This is a genomic window from Robertkochia sediminum, assembly GCF_016786255.1.
Classification (GTDB): Bacteria; Bacteroidota; Bacteroidia; order Flavobacteriales; family Flavobacteriaceae; genus Robertkochia; species Robertkochia sediminum.
Window position 1 is genome coordinate 54200 of sequence record NZ_JADMKT010000072.1, and the last position, 15192, is coordinate 69391.

Annotated in this window: 17 protein-coding genes; 7 read left to right on the forward strand and 10 right to left on the reverse strand. The window is 47.4% G+C overall.

Translation table 11 applies throughout. The features are described from left to right. Positions 1-34: 34 nt before the first annotated feature. The 5 genes from IS446_RS05645 to IS446_RS05665 form a co-directional block, all read right to left on the reverse strand. On the reverse strand, positions 35-1198 hold the full coding sequence (locus tag IS446_RS05645; RefSeq protein WP_203059040.1) for a sigma-54-dependent transcriptional regulator: 1164 nt from the start codon (positions 1196-1198) through the stop codon (positions 35-37). A gap of 150 nt (positions 1199-1348) precedes the next feature. Further along, the gene (locus IS446_RS05650) at positions 1349-2689 is read right to left on the reverse strand and encodes an ABC transporter permease (RefSeq protein WP_203059041.1); all 1341 of its coding nucleotides are present in this window, start codon (positions 2687-2689) and stop codon (positions 1349-1351) included. Continuing rightward, a complete protein-coding gene (locus IS446_RS05655) occupies positions 2682-3623 on the reverse strand; it encodes an ABC transporter ATP-binding protein (RefSeq protein WP_203059042.1) in 942 nt (313 codons plus the stop codon). Before IS446_RS05655 ends, IS446_RS05650 begins: the two co-directional genes overlap by 8 nt. Before the next feature lie 215 nt (positions 3624-3838). After that, positions 3839-4966, reverse strand: coding sequence for a molecular chaperone DnaJ (gene dnaJ, locus IS446_RS05660; protein WP_203059043.1), 1128 nt, complete (start codon positions 4964-4966; stop codon positions 3839-3841). 108 nt (positions 4967-5074) lie between these two features. Next, positions 5075-5620 (reverse strand): nucleotide exchange factor GrpE, encoded by a 546-nt coding sequence (locus IS446_RS05665; protein WP_203059044.1) that lies wholly within the window; start codon positions 5618-5620, stop codon positions 5075-5077. Positions 5621-5781: 161 nt separating this feature from the next. Between IS446_RS05665 and IS446_RS05670 the strand changes: the two genes are divergently transcribed. Beyond that, positions 5782-6456 carry a YceI family protein gene (locus tag IS446_RS05670; protein ID WP_203059045.1) on the forward strand — a complete coding sequence of 225 codons (675 nt, stop codon included), beginning with the start codon at positions 5782-5784 and terminating at the stop codon, positions 6454-6456. Between the two features lie 25 nt (positions 6457-6481). Here IS446_RS05670 and IS446_RS05675 read toward each other — a convergent pair whose 3' ends face one another. The 3 genes from IS446_RS05675 to IS446_RS05685 form a co-directional block, all read right to left on the reverse strand. Continuing rightward, positions 6482-7429: a TIGR01777 family oxidoreductase gene (locus IS446_RS05675; RefSeq protein WP_317192173.1), complete on the reverse strand. Its 948-nt coding sequence runs from the start codon at positions 7427-7429 to the stop codon at positions 6482-6484. 84 nt (positions 7430-7513) lie between these two features. Then, complete coding sequence (gene mnmD, locus IS446_RS05680; RefSeq protein ID WP_203059046.1) at positions 7514-8206, reverse strand: tRNA (5-methylaminomethyl-2-thiouridine)(34)-methyltransferase MnmD; 693 nt, start codon at positions 8204-8206, stop codon at positions 7514-7516. Between the two features lie 3 nt (positions 8207-8209). Then, positions 8210-8707 (reverse strand): DUF4920 domain-containing protein, encoded by a 498-nt coding sequence (locus tag IS446_RS05685; RefSeq protein WP_203059047.1) that lies wholly within the window; start codon positions 8705-8707, stop codon positions 8210-8212. Between the two features lie 109 nt (positions 8708-8816). On the opposite strand from IS446_RS05685, the gene IS446_RS05690 reads away from it, so the two are divergent. Continuing rightward, positions 8817-9884, forward strand: a complete 1068-nt coding sequence (locus tag IS446_RS05690) for a branched-chain amino acid aminotransferase (RefSeq protein ID WP_203059048.1) — start codon at positions 8817-8819, stop codon at positions 9882-9884. A 45-nt stretch (positions 9885-9929) separates the two neighbouring features. Here IS446_RS05690 and IS446_RS05695 read toward each other — a convergent pair whose 3' ends face one another. Further along, entirely contained in the window at positions 9930-10337 is a 408-nt protein-coding gene (locus IS446_RS05695; protein ID WP_203059049.1) for a pyrophosphohydrolase domain-containing protein, read from the reverse strand. A gap of 91 nt (positions 10338-10428) precedes the next feature. On the opposite strand from IS446_RS05695, the gene IS446_RS05700 reads away from it, so the two are divergent. The 5 genes from IS446_RS05700 to IS446_RS05720 all read left to right on the forward strand — a co-directional run bounded on the left by IS446_RS05700 (position 10429) and on the right by IS446_RS05720 (position 13901). Beyond that, complete coding sequence (locus tag IS446_RS05700) at positions 10429-10617, forward strand: hypothetical protein (RefSeq protein ID WP_203059050.1); 189 nt, start codon at positions 10429-10431, stop codon at positions 10615-10617. A gap of 83 nt (positions 10618-10700) precedes the next feature. Continuing rightward, positions 10701-11738 carry an SRPBCC family protein gene (locus IS446_RS05705; RefSeq protein ID WP_203059051.1) on the forward strand — a complete coding sequence of 346 codons (1038 nt, stop codon included), beginning with the start codon at positions 10701-10703 and terminating at the stop codon, positions 11736-11738. 17 nt (positions 11739-11755) lie between these two features. Then, positions 11756-12139, forward strand: coding sequence for a fluoride efflux transporter CrcB (gene crcB, locus IS446_RS05710; protein ID WP_235996417.1), 384 nt, complete (start codon positions 11756-11758; stop codon positions 12137-12139). 161 nt (positions 12140-12300) lie between these two features. Beyond that, on the forward strand, positions 12301-12639 hold the full coding sequence (locus tag IS446_RS05715; RefSeq protein ID WP_203059052.1) for a P-II family nitrogen regulator: 339 nt from the start codon (positions 12301-12303) through the stop codon (positions 12637-12639). Positions 12640-12653: 14 nt separating this feature from the next. After that, the gene (locus IS446_RS05720; protein ID WP_203059053.1) at positions 12654-13901 is read left to right on the forward strand and encodes an ammonium transporter; all 1248 of its coding nucleotides are present in this window, start codon (positions 12654-12656) and stop codon (positions 13899-13901) included. Between the two features lie 574 nt (positions 13902-14475). Here the strand turns inward: IS446_RS05720 and IS446_RS05725 are convergent. Then, positions 14476-15129 (reverse strand): DUF1684 domain-containing protein, encoded by a 654-nt coding sequence (locus tag IS446_RS05725; protein WP_203059054.1) that lies wholly within the window; start codon positions 15127-15129, stop codon positions 14476-14478. Between the last annotated feature and the right edge of the window lie 63 nt (positions 15130-15192).

Genomic DNA, 15192 nt, shown 5'->3' on the forward strand with positions numbered 1-15192 from the left:
AGGGTTATCCCTATTACTTTTTACAAGTTACCTGTTACTTACTCGCAAACAACCTTACATCGTCTTCACTGATCTCCTTCCCTCCGAGAATGAGCAGCCTTTCGACCACATTTCGCAATTCCCGGATGTTTCCTGTCCAGTCGTATTCTTTTAACAGTCCCAGTGCCGAGGGAGAGAATTTCTTTTGATTGGTGCCTTGCTCGGCCGCGATCTTTTTACTGAAATGCTCCACAAGTAAAGGAATATCGTCCCTCCTGTCGTTTAGAGAAGGAACCTTGATCAAGATCACTGCCAGGCGGTGGTACAAGTCTTCTCTGAAATTCCCCTTGGCGATCTCTTCCTGAAGGTCTTTATTGGTTGCCGCGATCACACGAACATCTACCTTGATATCCTTATCGCTCCCCACCCGGGAGATCTTATTCTCCTGCAGGGCTCTGAGCACTTTAGCCTGGGCAGAAAGACTCATGTCGCCCACCTCATCGAGAAAGATGGTCCCCTTATTGGCCGCTTCGAACTTTCCGGCACGGTCTTTCACCGCCGACGTAAAGGCGCCTTTTACGTGGCCAAAGAGTTCACTCTCGATAAGTTCAGACGGAATGGCGGCACAATTCACCTCAACCATTGGGCCGGCAGAGCGGTCGCTCTTTTGATGGATCCAGTGAGCCACGAGTTCTTTCCCCGTACCATTAGGGCCGGTGATCATGACCCTGGCATCTGTGGGAGCCACCTTTTCGATCATATCCTTGATCTTCACGATAGGCTCGCTATCCCCTATCATTTCGTAGTTTCTCACTACCTTCTTCTTCAACCGCTTATTTTCAGAGACCAGTTCCTTCTTGTCAAGGGCGTTGCGCACCGTATTGAGCAAGCGGTTCAGGTCCGGCGGTTTTGAAATATAATCATAAGCTCCCAAACGCATGGTATTTACCGCTGTGTCCAGGTCGCCATGACCGGAGATCATCACAAAAGGGATCTCTGGTTTGATCTTCTGGGCCGCTTCCAACACTTCGACCCCATCCATCTTAGGCATCTTTATATCGCAAAGCACCAGGTCGAAATCCTCCTTTTTGATCTGCTCCATACCAGATAGTCCGTCGGTAGCTTCGCTTACCAGGTAATCGGGACTCTCCTCCCCCAGGATCTTCACCAGTACCCTCCTGATGGCTGCTTCATCTTCTATTATGAGTATTTTTGACATTGCTGAAATTTAGATAACATTCGCTTTGTAAGTTTCTATCCAATAATTATACCGAAAAATCTGTCTTTAACCAATTCACGCGGACTCCAATTGCTTGGCACAAAACTACATCCATCGCAATACTTTGATTAAAAGATCATTAGCCTTTCGTTATTTATACTTAAGCCATTTGTACAATTCTTTATAAGTAGGCTTTTTACCGTACATAAGAATCCCCACCCTGTAGATCCTGGCTGCCAGCCAGACGATCCCGATAAAGGTAACCACCAACAGGGCTATAGAAGCAAAGAGTTGCCACCAGGGCACCCCATCGGCCCCTACCCCTCCGGGGAGTCGCATAAGCATTACTATGGGACTCGTAAGCGGAAACAGGGAAAAGCCTACCGCAATGGGGCCATTGGGATTTTCGAAAACCGAAAAGAACCCCACATATACGGCCAGCATGAGCGGCATGATCACCGGGAACATAAATTGTTGGGTATCGGTCTCATTGTCAACGGCAGCACCGATAGCAGCATAGACCGAACTGTAAATGAGGTATCCCAGGGTAAAATAGATCATAAACGACACGATGAGGGTACCCCATGGAATGCGCAACATTTCTGCCACGTATAGCTGCAGCACTTCGTTAGAGGCAGAGGCTTCTTCGATGGTTTCCATGGCTTCGGGGGGCAAATTGGCTCCGGGGCCAAATTCCTGCCAATCTACGCCCATGAATGAAAAGGCCAGGAATCCTAATACGCCTGCCGACAGGATCCAGATCACGAACTGGGTGATCCCTGCCAGGGAGGTTCCTATGATCTTACCCAGCATAAGCTGAAAGGGTTTTACGGAGGAGATGATCACTTCAATGATACGGCTCGTTTTTTCTTCGATCACACTACGCATCACAAAGGCGCCATAAATAATGATGAACATCATGATGAGATAGCCGAAGCCACCCCCGATGGCAGCCTTGATCTCATTGATCCCTTTCACACTGCGCTCCCCTGAAAAGGTGGTGGTGGGAATCTCGAAATTCGCCACCAGTTCGTTCACCATTTGTTCTGATACTCCGATCTGGCGTAGTTTTTCCTCTCTTAGCCGCTTGGCAATGCGCATTTCCAACATTCCGGTAACGGTAATGGAAGGCGACTTTGCAGAGTAGAACTGTATCCCTTCTGCTACCGCTTCTATGGTAGCATCTCCGGGAATATGTAATAGTCCGTAATACCCCATAGAAGCCACAGAATCTTTGGCCTCCTCGGGGGTGATATTGCGAAGGTCTACAAAGGCCAGTTCAGGTCCGGTGATAAAGACATTATCGAAATAGGTACTCTCGTCGAGAATTCCGATCACCTTTTTCTGGTCGTTATTCATACGGGTAAGAAAAACGACCACCGCGATCATACCGACGATAAGCAGCGGACTCAGAACGGTCATAACAATAAAGGAGCGGTTTCTGACCTTGGCGAGGTATTCTCGCTTTATAATGAGCAGGAGTTTATCCATGGTGGGCAGCCTCTTTTTTTACGGTTTGAATAAAGATATCGTTGGCAGAAGGGATCACCTCGTTGAAGAAGAGTACCTCGGCCTTTTCGTTGAGCATATGCAGGAGCGACCTGCTGTCCATGCCATTATCCAGCTGCACATGAAGCTTTAGCTCCTCACCGGAGATCTGCATCCTGGTCGCTGTATCGGGGAGTATCGCGAGTAATTCTTCCCGTAGCTGTGCCGGTTGGCCGTGTAATAAACCGGCTTCATAGGTATTGTTGCGGTAGGCCTTTTTAATATCGCTCAGTTTGCCATCGAGGATCTTTTGTGAGCGATTGAGCAAAGCAATATGATCACACATCTCCTCGACCGATTCCATGCGGTGGGTCGAAAAGATCACGGTAGCACCCTTATCCCGCAATTGGAGGATCTCATCTTTGATCATCGTCGCATTTATAGGATCAAATCCGCTAAACGGCTCATCAAAGATCAACAGGGTCGGTTCGTGCAGTACGGTAACAATGAACTGCACCTTCTGGGCCATTCCCTTTGATAGTTCCTGTACCTTCTTTCCCCACCAGGGAGTGATATCGAATTTCTCGAACCAGTAGCGCAGCCGGTCTTTAGCCTCCAGCTTACTGAGTCCTTTGAGGCGCGAAAGGTACACGGCCTGCTCACCTACCTTCATCGATTTATAGAGTCCGCGTTCTTCGGGCAGGTAACCGATCCTGGCGATATGCTCGCGCTCAAGCGGAGCTCCGTTAAAGTACACCACTCCCGAATCGGGATGGGTGATTTGGTTGATAATACGTATAAGCGTGGTCTTCCCTGCGCCATTGGGTCCTAACAAACCAAAGATACTCCCCTTGGGGATCTCCAGGTTGACGTGGTCGAGGGCGGCATGGTCACCATACCATTTGTACAGGTCTTTAGCCTCCAATAAGTTGGACATGGTCTGTAAGCTTTTCTCAAAGATAGGAAAAGCAACCCACCATTTTTACCGGAAATCAATCTTAAGAAAACGATAAGATAAGTATAAAAAGAAAAACCCACCCTTAATGGATATCAAGGATGGGAAAAAATTGCTATGAAAAAGAAAAAATTAACACTAGCAAGAAACTAGCGTATGGACAAAGATAACCTTTTTTAAAAAATCAAAAAGTTAAATTACGAAAACATGTCCTTTACTTTCTCAAAAAATGACTTATCACCCTTTTCGGGGTTGGGGGTGAAATTATCGTCGTTGACCATTTTCTCAAAAAATGCTCGTTGTTCTTTATTCAATGTTTTTGGGGTCCACACATTAACGTGAACCAAAAGGTCTCCGCTGCCGTAACCATTGAGGCTAGGGATCCCTTTTCCGCGAAGTCGAAGGATCTTACCGGACTGAATTCCCTCTTCCAGTTTAATTCGCACCTTACCGTTTACAGTATCGATATCCTTGGAGGTACCCAGTGCCGCTTCGGCTATATTGACATAAAGGTCGTAATGCAGGTTATCTCCCTCGCGTTTCAGGCTCTTGTGTTCGAGCTCTTCTACCGCTACGATAAGGTCTCCTGCAATTCCGTTACCCGGAGCTTCGTTTCCTTTTCCGGCTACTTTAAGCTGTATCCCATCTACAACCCCGGCGGGGATCTTGATAGAAACGGTTTCTTCTTTTATCTTGAGTCCCTGAGCATCGGCATCGGCAGGACGTTTGTCCATAACCTCTCCGGCCCCTGAACAGGTATTACAAGGCGAAGCGGTTTGCATACGACCAAGAATGGTATTGGTAATTCGGGTTACCTGCCCGGTACCATTACAGGTGGTACAGGTCTTATAGGTAACACCTTCGGCTTTCACCTTACGTCTTACCTTTACCTTTTTCTCTACCCCGTTGGCCACTTCTTCAAGGGAGAGCTTTACGCGAATACGAAGGTTGCTACCTTTCACACGGCCACGGCCTCCACCGCCGAATCCGCCGCCGAACCCGCCACCGAATCCGCCGCCGCCAAAGGCACTTCCAAAGATATCACCGAACTGGCTAAAGATGTCGTCCATGTTCATATGGCCACCACCAAAGCCTCCGCTACCGTCAAAAGCAGCATGACCAAACTGGTCGTACTTGGCGCGTTTATCGGCATTACTCAAGACCTCATAGGCTTCCGCGGCCTTTTTGAACATCTCCTCGGCTTCCTTATCACCCGGGTTCTTGTCCGGGTGGTATTTGATAGCCATCTTACGGTATGCCTTTTTGATCTCAGCAGTACTGGCGCCTTTATCTACCCCTAATATTTCGTAATAATCTTGCTTCATTCTTTTTTGATTTTGGGCCCCGGGATGATCCCGGATCTGAATTTTAAACTCCTGTCCATAGCCTACAGGAGGTGTACTATCAACCTGTACCTGGTGCCTTGGTTATATTTAGGCTTGTCCTACCACCACCTTAGGGTGACGAATAATACGGTCTCCGAGGGTATATCCCTTTTCTACCACATCGATGATCTTCCCTTTAAGGTCTTCTGATGGTGCCGGGATCTGGGTGATCGCATCGTGAACCTCAGGGTCAAAGACATCCCCTTGTGCTACGGCAACCTGTGCCAACCCTTTAGAGGTCAGAATATCACGAAGCTTATTGTTAATAAGCTCCACGCCTTTAAGTACCCCCTCGTCGGCAGTTTTACCCAATTCGTTCAAGGCACGGTCAAAATCGTCTAAAACCGGCAACATGGCCTGCATGACATCCTGGCCCGCAGTTTTAAAAAGTTCAACGCGTTCTTTTGAAGTACGCTTTTTATAATTCTCGAATTCGGCAAAAAGTCGCACGAATTTGTCTTTTTCTTTAGCCAGTTCTTCAGCCATAAGCTCCTGTTCTGACTTCTCTTCTTGCTTTGCCTCCGCAGCTTCGGCGGCATTCTGAGCCTTCATATCGTCCTGAAGCGCATCTGTCTCCTTGTCTTTTTTAGCCATATTCTATGATAAAAAATTTCTGTCTCGATTTTCAAACGGCAAAAGTACTGCCAATTCCTTTAAAATGTCAAAATGTCATCTTAATTATTTAATAAATTATTAATACTCTAAGGGGATGTTTATTCCTACATTTGACAACGCTAACAAAAAACACAATCAAGATGAAAAAGAACATCGTAAAAATTACCGCTATTGCCTTTGTAGCCATTCTGGCTTCTTGCAAGGGAGAACCGAAGAACCAAACTACTGCTGAAGAGGCTGTGGTTACTGAAGAGGTTGCTGAAGTTGCCGGTGTTACCTATACTGCCGATGCCGCCAACAGTACCATCGACTGGATCGGAACCAAGCCAACAGGAACCCACACCGGTACCGTAAACATCTCAGAAGGTGAGTTCGTAATGGGAGAGGAAGGAATCACAGGAGGTTCTTTCGTGATCGACATGAACAGCATCACCGTAACCGACCTTGAAGCAGGAGACGGAAAAGAAGATCTGGAAGCACACCTAAAAGGAAGTGTTGAAGGAAAAGAAGATCACTTCTTCAACGTAGCTGAGTTCCCAACTGCGAGCTTCGAAGTAACAGGAATGAGCAACGAAGGAGAAAAAAGCATGATGGAGGGTAACCTCACCATCAGAGGGATCTCTAAAAACATTTCTTTCCCTGTATCTGTAGTAAACAACGGAGATATGATCGAAGTGACCAGTGAGACTTTCGCTATCGATAGAACACAGTGGAACGTAAACTACGGTTCTAAGTCTGTATTCGATAACCTGGGTGACAAGTTCATCAACGACAATATCGAACTTACCATCAAGGTAGCAGCGAAAAAAGGATAATCATATACGGTATTCGTACCGGCTGTTAAGGGGCCAGTTCTTCACGGAGCTGGCCTTTTTCTTGCAGGATATCCTGCAGAGCGGGCATGAGGTTAGGGTATTTGAACACATACCCCTCTACCTCTACCTTTTTGGAGCTTACGCGCTGACTTTCGAGCAGCACCGAACTCATCTCTCCCAGCACCATTTTAATAAACCATTCCGGAATATTAGGGAGCCACAATGGCTTATTCACCACCTTGGCAATGGCCTGCATTAATTTATTTTGGGTTACCGGATTGGGAGCCACCCCGTTATAGACACCTTCGGCTTCGTTCTCGAGCAGGTGCATAAAGATGCCGGCCAGGTCCCGAATATGGATCCAGCTCTGCCATTGTTCCCCGCTACCAAAGGCTGCCCCGGCATACATCTGTACCGGTTTTACCATCTGCGGCAAGGCTCCGTCATCGGCACTAAGTACGAGTCCGATACGCACCTTGGCCACCCTGGTTCCTGATGCCGTGAACACATCGGCAGCTTTTTCCCATGCGGCCACCACCTCCCCCAGGAAGGTATTGGCAACAGCGCCTTCTTCTTCTTCTTCGTAATAGGTTGTAAAGGATGAAGGGTACACCCCAATAGCTGATGCTGTAACCATAAGGGGGATCTTATTCCCGGAGTCTTTCATTCCCTTATGCAGGGTTTCCAGGGAATCCACACGGCTTTGTAATACCGTCTTTTTATAGCTGTCGGTCCATCTTTTGGCGATCGACGCCCCGGCGAGATTAATCACTGCATGAACCCCGGCAAAGCATTCGGTATCGATCGCTCCTCGGGAAGGATCCCAGAGGAATCCGCGATATGCCGGATCCTGGCTTAATTTCTCTTTTCGGGTGGTGAGATAGTTCACCTGATACCCCCGGGCATGGCAAAGTTCGGTGATCGCTGTTCCTACAAGACCGGTAGCTCCGGTAATAAGTATTCGCATAGACATGGACCTTTGTTTTTATTAAAAATAAACAATTAGGCCGCTAGCCTGGCAGGGTTTAAAGAAGGTTTAACACTAATCCCGTCAGGATCAGGATTTTTGGGATGCATCGGGTTTTATAGCCCTGAGCATTTCTCTTTTTCCGGGTGGGCCGGGGAGTTTTTCGACCAAAAAGCCTACGGCCTGCATGGCACGCCTTACGCTACCCTTGGCCGCATAGGTCACCAGGATACCTCCGGTACTTAGCGCACGGAACATCCTATTAAAGATCGCCTCTTCCCAGAGTTCGGGTTGCACTCTTGCGCCGAAGGCGTCAAAATAGATCAGATCGAAAGCGTCTTCATCTTCGATCTCATCAAATAACTGCTTTCTTTTGGTCAGGGCAAATTCAGGGGTTATGGGGGTAGCCGCTTCCCAGGGCTCCTCGTGCATACGTTCAAAAAGAGCACTTTGTTCGGGGGTGGCTTGTAGTTCTTTGGCATAGTTGAGTGCCTTCCACTCTGCTGCTGCCACCGGATAGCCTTCCACTCCGGTATAATCAATGGATACCGGTTTCGGTTGGGTCTCCAACAGCGTAATAAAAGCGTTGAGTCCCGTACCGAAACCGATCTCCATAATGCGCAGATCGGCAGGTTCCGATTCCAGTGCCAGGTCGAGCCCCATACGTATAAATACGTGATAAGCCTCTTGTATGGCTCCATGCTTGGAATGATAGTGTTCGTCCCAACCCTTGATATAGATGGTGGTCGAACCGTCTGCCGTTTTTATGATCTTGCGCTCCATTTCTTATTTGATCACCACTCCGGTAGCTTCGAAACTCAGCGTTTTCTTTGGCTCGGTAATGGCTTCGATCTCTTCTACAGTGCTACCCGCATCTTCTGCATAATGCTTGCGATCTTCCACGCTCATTTCCTCAACGAAAGCACCACCTTCAATGATCACCTCTTTTCCGGCCAGGTCTTTAGGCATAAAGAATCCGTAATCCTTAAAGCGTACCATAGCGATTTGATCGTTTCCAAGGTCTACCTTCATCCAGCACCCCTTCATCTGGCACACCTCAGTTACCTTCGCCTGAAAAGTGGCCTGGATGGTATCGTTTTCCTTTATAAGCCCGTACATTTCGGCCATTTCTTCAGCAGAATTGGCCACCGGGGAGTTTACTCCGTCTCCGAAGCTTACCACTTCTTTTTGTTCAGCAGCCACCTCGGTGGTTTTCTCCTGAACTTTTTCTTTACATCCTGTAAGTAAAAGCATTACTGCAAACACAGCTGAAAGCGCTTTCATATCCTATTTTTTTTAATGGTTCTTAAGACTGTAAAATAAATGAAAAAACCCACATCACGCCCAAATGTTCAGGCATTAATTTGTTAATTTTGCAAAAACCAAAAAACTTATGTCTAAAGATACCATACAAAATATAACTGTTGAAAAAGCTGCAACATCCCGAATAAACGAGGTTGATTTTGATAACCTGGTTTTCGGTTCGGTCTTTACCGATCATATGTTCATCTGCGACTATAAAGATGGCGAGTGGAAAGACCCAAAAATTGTTCCTTATCAACCCCTTACCCTTGACCCTTCTGCTAAAGTATTTCATTACGGACAAGCCGTTTTTGAAGGCATGAAGGCCTATAGAGACGACGATGACCAGGTATGGCTTTTTCGTCCGGATGAGAACTACCGCCGTATCAACAAATCGGGTGAGCGTCTGGCCATGCCGGAATTTCCGGAACAGTTTTTCTTTGAAGGCCTTACCACCCTGTTAAAGCTTGACAACGCATGGATCAAGAAAGGATTTGGAAATTCACTGTACATACGTCCCTTCGTGATCGGTACGGAAGCCGGTGTTATGGCCTCTCCGTCTCAGGAATACAAGTTTATGATCATCTGTGCTCCTGCCCAGTCGTATTACGCGGGTGATGTTCGGGTAAAGATCGCCGACCACTATAGTCGCGCAGCCAGTGGAGGTACTGGATATGCCAAGGCTGCAGGAAACTACGCAGGGCAGTTCTACCCGACCAACCTGGCCAAGGAAGAAGGATACCAGCAAGTGATCTGGACCGATGCCAATACCCACGAATACCTGGAAGAAGCCGGTACGATGAACGTATTTTTCAGAGTAAATGACAAACTCATTACCTCGCCGGTAAGTGACCGTATACTCGATGGGGTTACCCGTAAAAGTGTTATCGAAGTGGCTAAAGACATGGGTATCGAGGTAGAAGTTCGTCCCGTAAGCGTAAAGGAGATCATTGCTGCTGCCGAAGACGGTAGTTTGAAAGAGATCTTCGGAAGTGGTACCGCAGCCGTGATCACCATGGTGAAAGGCCTCGGTTACAAGGGCGATAAATGGGAACTTCCGCAAAATGAACGTTCGTTCTCTCAGGAGATCAAACAACGTATCATGGAGATCCAATACAATAAGGCCGAAGACAAGTTCGGATGGCGCTTTAAAGTATGATCAGCGCATACCATAAAATAAGAACGGGGCCATCGCCCCGTTTTTTTATTGCTGCTTTTCAGATAGAAAGTTTTCCAATACACGTTTGATATCAGGTGTACGGTAACCGGGCCCCTTGAGCACCTTGCCATCTTCGCGGTATACAGGGCGACCATCGGTCCCGAGCTTGCTCATATTGCTCTCCTGGATCTCTGCGAAGACCTGCTCGATCACCTCGTGCATGCCGTGTTCCAAAATGGTACCACATAAGATGTATAGCATATCGCCTAGGGCATCGGCCACTTCTTCAAGATCTCCTGCCAATGCTGCTTCGAGATACTCGGCATTTTCCTCGGCCATTAACCGGTGACGTAACAAAACCTTTTCACGTTCCAGGTTTACGGTAGGCATGGCAGCCTTCCCTAATCCGAAGGCTTTGTGAAAACGCGCAACTGCTTCTAACTGATCTTTCATGGGTGCGAATTTAGAGCAATACCCGCAGCGGAGGTCGTTTTACCTGCGCCCTGTGGTATATTTTAGTTATTTTCGCGAAAAATAATCAATTATGTTTAGTCCGGGACAAACGATCTTTGCCATTCTTTTTGTCATTGCATTCATTGCCGTGATCATCTTTAGCTACAGGAAAGACAAAAAGATACACCTCGATCAATTTCGTGGTAGTATTTGGGTACTTCTGGGCTTTTTAATTTTTATGGGGATCCTCCTTACCATCAAGTACCTTATTACGCGATAAAGGGTTGTAAAGGAGTTTCATGCCTCCCCTTACTTTTCTTGTAAGGTGTTTTTTGTATTTTAGAGGAATGTAAACCCGACCAGATGAAAATTTTAAAGTACCTCCTCTTTCTGCTTTTAATAAGTATCATAGGTTTTTCACTTTATGTAACCACCAAACCGGATCATTATGAAGTAAAGCGCGAACGCCTGATCAGCGCGCCTCACAGCATGATCTACGAATATATTGACGACTACCGTAAATGGTCGGACTGGTCTCCCTGGCAAGAGCAGGACACCCTTGCCGCGCTTACCTATAGTACACCCTCGTCGGGTACCAATGCCTATTACACCTGGAAGGGTGAAACCCTGGGAGAAGGTAAGATGACCACCGAATACAGCGCCGCCGACTCCCTTATGCAAAAGATCGAATTCATAAAACCTTACGAGTCTAAAGCCGACGTTACATGGAAACTGGACAGAAAAAAGCTGGGAGTCATGGTAACATGGGGAATGGCTGGAGAACTGGGCTTTATGGAAAAAGCGTATATGATCATGCAGGGAAAAGATATGGATGCCCTGATCGGCCCCGATTACGAGCGCGGTTTACTCAATCTCGATAACGCCCTTCACGACGAAATGGAGCGATACACCATCACCTTTCCCGGACTCACCGAATACGGGGGTGGATTTAGCCTGTTCCAGTCGGCATCCTGCAGGATTCCCGATGCCAATAAACATATAGCCAAACTCCTCGAAGAAGTAGGGTCATACCTGGAAAGAGAAGGCATTGCAGCTGCGGGAACCCCTTTTGCGGCCATCGAAAAATGGGATGAAGAAAATAACACCACCATGATCTCGGCGCACTACCCGGTGCGCGATCGTATCCTAACCCCTTCCGGAAGTACCATTCTTAGTGGCTACACCGCTCCCGGACCTTACTACAAGGCGATCTTAAAGGGTGATCATGAGAATCTGAAAGAGGCCTACGAGAAAGCAAGATTCAATATGGAGAAACAAGAGCTGATGCCCGACGATCTCAAAGTGCCCTTCCAGGTCATGGTCAAAGGACCAAAAGACAGTGATAACCCTGCAGACTGGATCACTGAGATCTACCTTCCGGTACTGGAACCACAATCCTAATTTAAAACGCACACACCTTGCAGCTATTCAAAGCCATGCTCCTTATATTTCTGGGTGGAGGTACCGGAAGCGTACTCCGGTTCCTGATCTCTAAAACCCTCAACCCTGTATCTTCTCATTTTTACCTGGGTACTTTTACAGTTAATATCCTGGGATGTTTTATCATCGGATTGATCTCGGGATGGGTACTTCGTTCCAACTACATGGACCAGACCCTGGCCCTCTTGCTCATCACGGGCTTTTGTGGCGGATTTACCACCTTCTCCACCTTTTCCCTGGAAAACCTGGAACTCATCAGGAATGGGGAACTCAATAATTTTTTGATCTATAGCCTTGTGAGCCTCCTCACCGGTATCGCTGCGGTCATGGCCGGATTCTGGATCAACAAGGTCATTGCTTAGAACGCCACATTAGCGTAAAAACAATAATTTTAAATAAATACCCCCTAAAAAATAGGGGGTGTTATTAAAATGTTTATAATTATTTACGCAACATCCCTCTAATTTTTGGTATAGGAATGAAAAAAATATAGATTTACCAGAGTGAAAATCATATTTTATTCATGAAAAAAATCGAAGCCATTATTCGCAAATCAAAATTTGATGAAGTTCGCGATGCCCTTCACGAGGTAGGCGTAAACTTTTTCAGCTACTGGGACGTAACCGGAGTTGGGAACGAAAAACAAGGTCATGTATACCGCGGTGTGCACTACAGCACTGCCGATATTCAGCGACGCTACCTTTCGATCGTTGTAAACGACGATTTTGCCGAACCGACGATCAAGGCGATCATTGACTCGGCAGGAACAGGAAATATTGGAGATGGAAAGATCTTTGTCTCTTCTATAGAAGAAGCTTACCGCATACGCACGGGAGAAAAAGGAGGAACCTCACTTAACTAAATAAGTACGATCTGATGGATACTATGCTCACGACTAACAATATATGGATGATGATCTGTACCGCTCTGGTATTTTTCATGCACCTGGGATTTGCCTTGCTGGAGATCGGATTAACCCGTAAGAAGAATGCGATCAACATCCTCTTTAAGAATATATTCATTATCACCACCGGCCTTTTGCTTTATGCCCTGGTAGGCTTTAACCTCATGTACCCCGGAGAATTCAATGGCATTCTGGGATTTGCCGGTTTTGGCCTTCATGCGCCCATGACAGAAGGCGCGCTTGACCTTACTTACAACAGCGGATATACCTACTGGACCGATTTTCTCTTCCAGGGTATGTTTGCTGCTACCGCTGCTACCATCGTTTCCGGAGCCGTAGCCGAACGTATGAAGTTGTTGCCGTTTATGATCTTTACCTTTTTATACGTAGGCTTTGTGTATCCCATTGCCGGCTCCTGGAAATGGGGTGGAGGATTCCTTGACGAACTCGGATTTTACGACTTTGCAGGATCTACCCTGGTACACTCTGTGGGAGGCTGGGCTGCCATAGTAGCCATAAGCCTGCTCGGAGCACGAATCGGCAAGTTCAAACCGGACGGAAGTCTTGGCGCTATTCCCGGACACAACATCCCCCTGGCGATGGCCGGAGTCCTTATCCTATGGTTGGGGTGGTTCGGATTTAACGGTGGGTCGGTACTTTCTGCAGACCCTGCAGCCACCTCCCTGGTATTGGTAACCACCTGCCTGGCCGCTGCTGCCGGAGGGGTATTTGCCTCTCTATTCTCTACCATCCTGTACAAGAATATGGACCTTACCATGTTCCTGAACGGGATCCTTGGCGGACTGGTAGGGATCACTGCCGGTGCCGATGTCATGAGCCCGGGTGATGCTATCGCCGTAGGCGCTATCGCGGGGATCATTATCGTACTTGGAGTTTCTCTTATTGATAAAATACGCCTTGATGACCCTGTGGGTGCAGTAGCCGTACACCTTATCTGCGGACTCTGGGGTACGCTTGCCGTAGGGATCTTCGGAAGTCTTGCCGGATGGGACCAACTTCTTGCCCAGGTCACAGGAATAGTGGTATACGCCCTGTTTTGCCTTGCAACGTCGTTCGCTATTATTTACGGACTCAAAAAGACCATGGGCATACGCGTTACCAAAAGAGAAGAGATCGAAGGTCTGGATATGCACGAGCACGGAATGGAAGCCTATGAAGCCGGACTCGAAGCCTATGCCGATCTAAGCGTAGAAAAATAATAACCTTTATAACCAACCTGACCTGCACCAATATCTAGCACACTAACCAACCAAACTATTCTAATTGCTGAAGCAGCTCCTTAACGGGGGCTGTTTTTTTTGTTATGTGGTTACGAGGTTACAAGGTTATGCCCTCCTTCGCTAAAGCTTCGGAGGGTAAGACAGTGATGCGGTGACGCGGGGATACGGGGATACGGGGATATGGGGATACGGTGAGGCGGTTATGCGGTGACAAAGTGACGGGGTGGTTTCCAAGGAGGGGGTATATACCGAAAGTTAAAATGAGACGATTACAACCAATCCGACCTTTAAAAGACGGCACTTCTCCTTCCCGTAAATCCGGGAGAAACGAACGCTCATGGAAGACTCGGTAAACTTCATCACGCTTCACTCTTCACCCTTCGTCTTTGCGAGGAAGGCTGAAAGCCTGACGTGGCAATATCATGATAGTTGGTAAATAGGGCTGTAAGCTCAACGCTTTATACCCTAAGCTGTAGGCCCTACGCTTTATACTGAAGACGATACCTCTTCACTCTTAACAATCCCCCATTCTCCATTCCCTACTCCCTACTCCCTACTCCCCAACATCAAACTTCTTCTCCCCGGCTTCAACAGCGATCTCCAAGTGGTTCTCCCGAGGCACGAGCGGACAGGAATACTTTGCGTTATACGCGCAGTAGGGATTATACGCCTTATTAAAATCCAGGGTTAGCGAGGTACCCTCAGGGATCTCAAGATCGAGATAGCGCCCGCCACCGTAAGTCGTATTGCCATTGGTAAGGTCTGTAAAAGGCAAAAAGAGGTAATCTTCATACCCCGCTTCCTGCACCAAAGCGGGATCGCGATATACATTGAGCTGAAACTTTTGATCCCTGAGCGTAAAATGCAGCACCCCATAAACCAATTGGGCCTGCTCCATGTTCGTAGTAGTGGGTAAAATAGCTACTTCGGGATCAGCGGCAACCTCCAGGCGTGCCTGCACCACATAGGTCGTATCCGGCCCGTAATAGTCGAGGCGGGTAAAGGCATGTTTTTGCGCCTTCAGCAAGGGAGAGGTCTCCCCGTTTTTAAAGGTCTTGTCCTTCTTTGCCCTCAGGGAGGCGATCTCCTCACTATAATTAAGACTTTGTTCCGGGACTGCTAAGGGTTGCTGCTCATCGTGATAGCGCTTATCAGACTTACACGAAAAGGACAACAACAGTAACAGTATGGTAATATATCGGATCATAAATGGTTAATTTGAAACCAAAAATACTACATACAATTCTTTTTAATAGCTTTGATCCTTTAT

What these genes read in the sequence shown, in the direction of transcription:
- IS446_RS05655 (WP_203059042.1), bottom strand. Translation starts at nt 3,623, where the DNA reads ATGTCCAACTTATTGGAGGCTAAAGACCTGTACAAATGGTATGGTGAC.
- IS446_RS05725 (WP_203059054.1), bottom strand. Translation starts at nt 15,129, where the DNA reads ATGATCCGATATATTACCATACTGTTACTGTTGTTGTCCTTTTCGTGT.
- dnaJ (WP_203059043.1), bottom strand. Translation starts at nt 4,966, where the DNA reads ATGAAGCAAGATTATTACGAAATATTAGGGGTAGATAAAGGCGCCAGT.
- IS446_RS05670 (WP_203059045.1), top strand. Translation starts at nt 5,782, where the DNA reads ATGAAAAAGAACATCGTAAAAATTACCGCTATTGCCTTTGTAGCCATT.
- IS446_RS05645 (WP_203059040.1), bottom strand. Translation starts at nt 1,198, where the DNA reads ATGTCAAAAATACTCATAATAGAAGATGAAGCAGCCATCAGGAGGGTA.
- IS446_RS05650 (WP_203059041.1), bottom strand. Translation starts at nt 2,689, where the DNA reads ATGGATAAACTCCTGCTCATTATAAAGCGAGAATACCTCGCCAAGGTC.
- IS446_RS05685 (WP_203059047.1), bottom strand. Translation starts at nt 8,707, where the DNA reads ATGAAAGCGCTTTCAGCTGTGTTTGCAGTAATGCTTTTACTTACAGGA.
- IS446_RS05675 (WP_317192173.1), bottom strand. Translation starts at nt 7,429, where the DNA reads ATGTCTATGCGAATACTTATTACCGGAGCTACCGGTCTTGTAGGAACA.
- IS446_RS05665 (WP_203059044.1), bottom strand. Translation starts at nt 5,620, where the DNA reads ATGGCTAAAAAAGACAAGGAGACAGATGCGCTTCAGGACGATATGAAG.
- IS446_RS05720 (WP_203059053.1), top strand. Translation starts at nt 12,654, where the DNA reads ATGGATACTATGCTCACGACTAACAATATATGGATGATGATCTGTACC.
- IS446_RS05690 (WP_203059048.1), top strand. Translation starts at nt 8,817, where the DNA reads ATGTCTAAAGATACCATACAAAATATAACTGTTGAAAAAGCTGCAACA.
- IS446_RS05700 (WP_203059050.1), top strand. Translation starts at nt 10,429, where the DNA reads ATGTTTAGTCCGGGACAAACGATCTTTGCCATTCTTTTTGTCATTGCA.
- IS446_RS05705 (WP_203059051.1), top strand. Translation starts at nt 10,701, where the DNA reads ATGAAAATTTTAAAGTACCTCCTCTTTCTGCTTTTAATAAGTATCATA.
- IS446_RS05695 (WP_203059049.1), bottom strand. Translation starts at nt 10,337, where the DNA reads ATGAAAGATCAGTTAGAAGCAGTTGCGCGTTTTCACAAAGCCTTCGGA.
- IS446_RS05715 (WP_203059052.1), top strand. Translation starts at nt 12,301, where the DNA reads ATGAAAAAAATCGAAGCCATTATTCGCAAATCAAAATTTGATGAAGTT.
- mnmD (WP_203059046.1), bottom strand. Translation starts at nt 8,206, where the DNA reads ATGGAGCGCAAGATCATAAAAACGGCAGACGGTTCGACCACCATCTAT.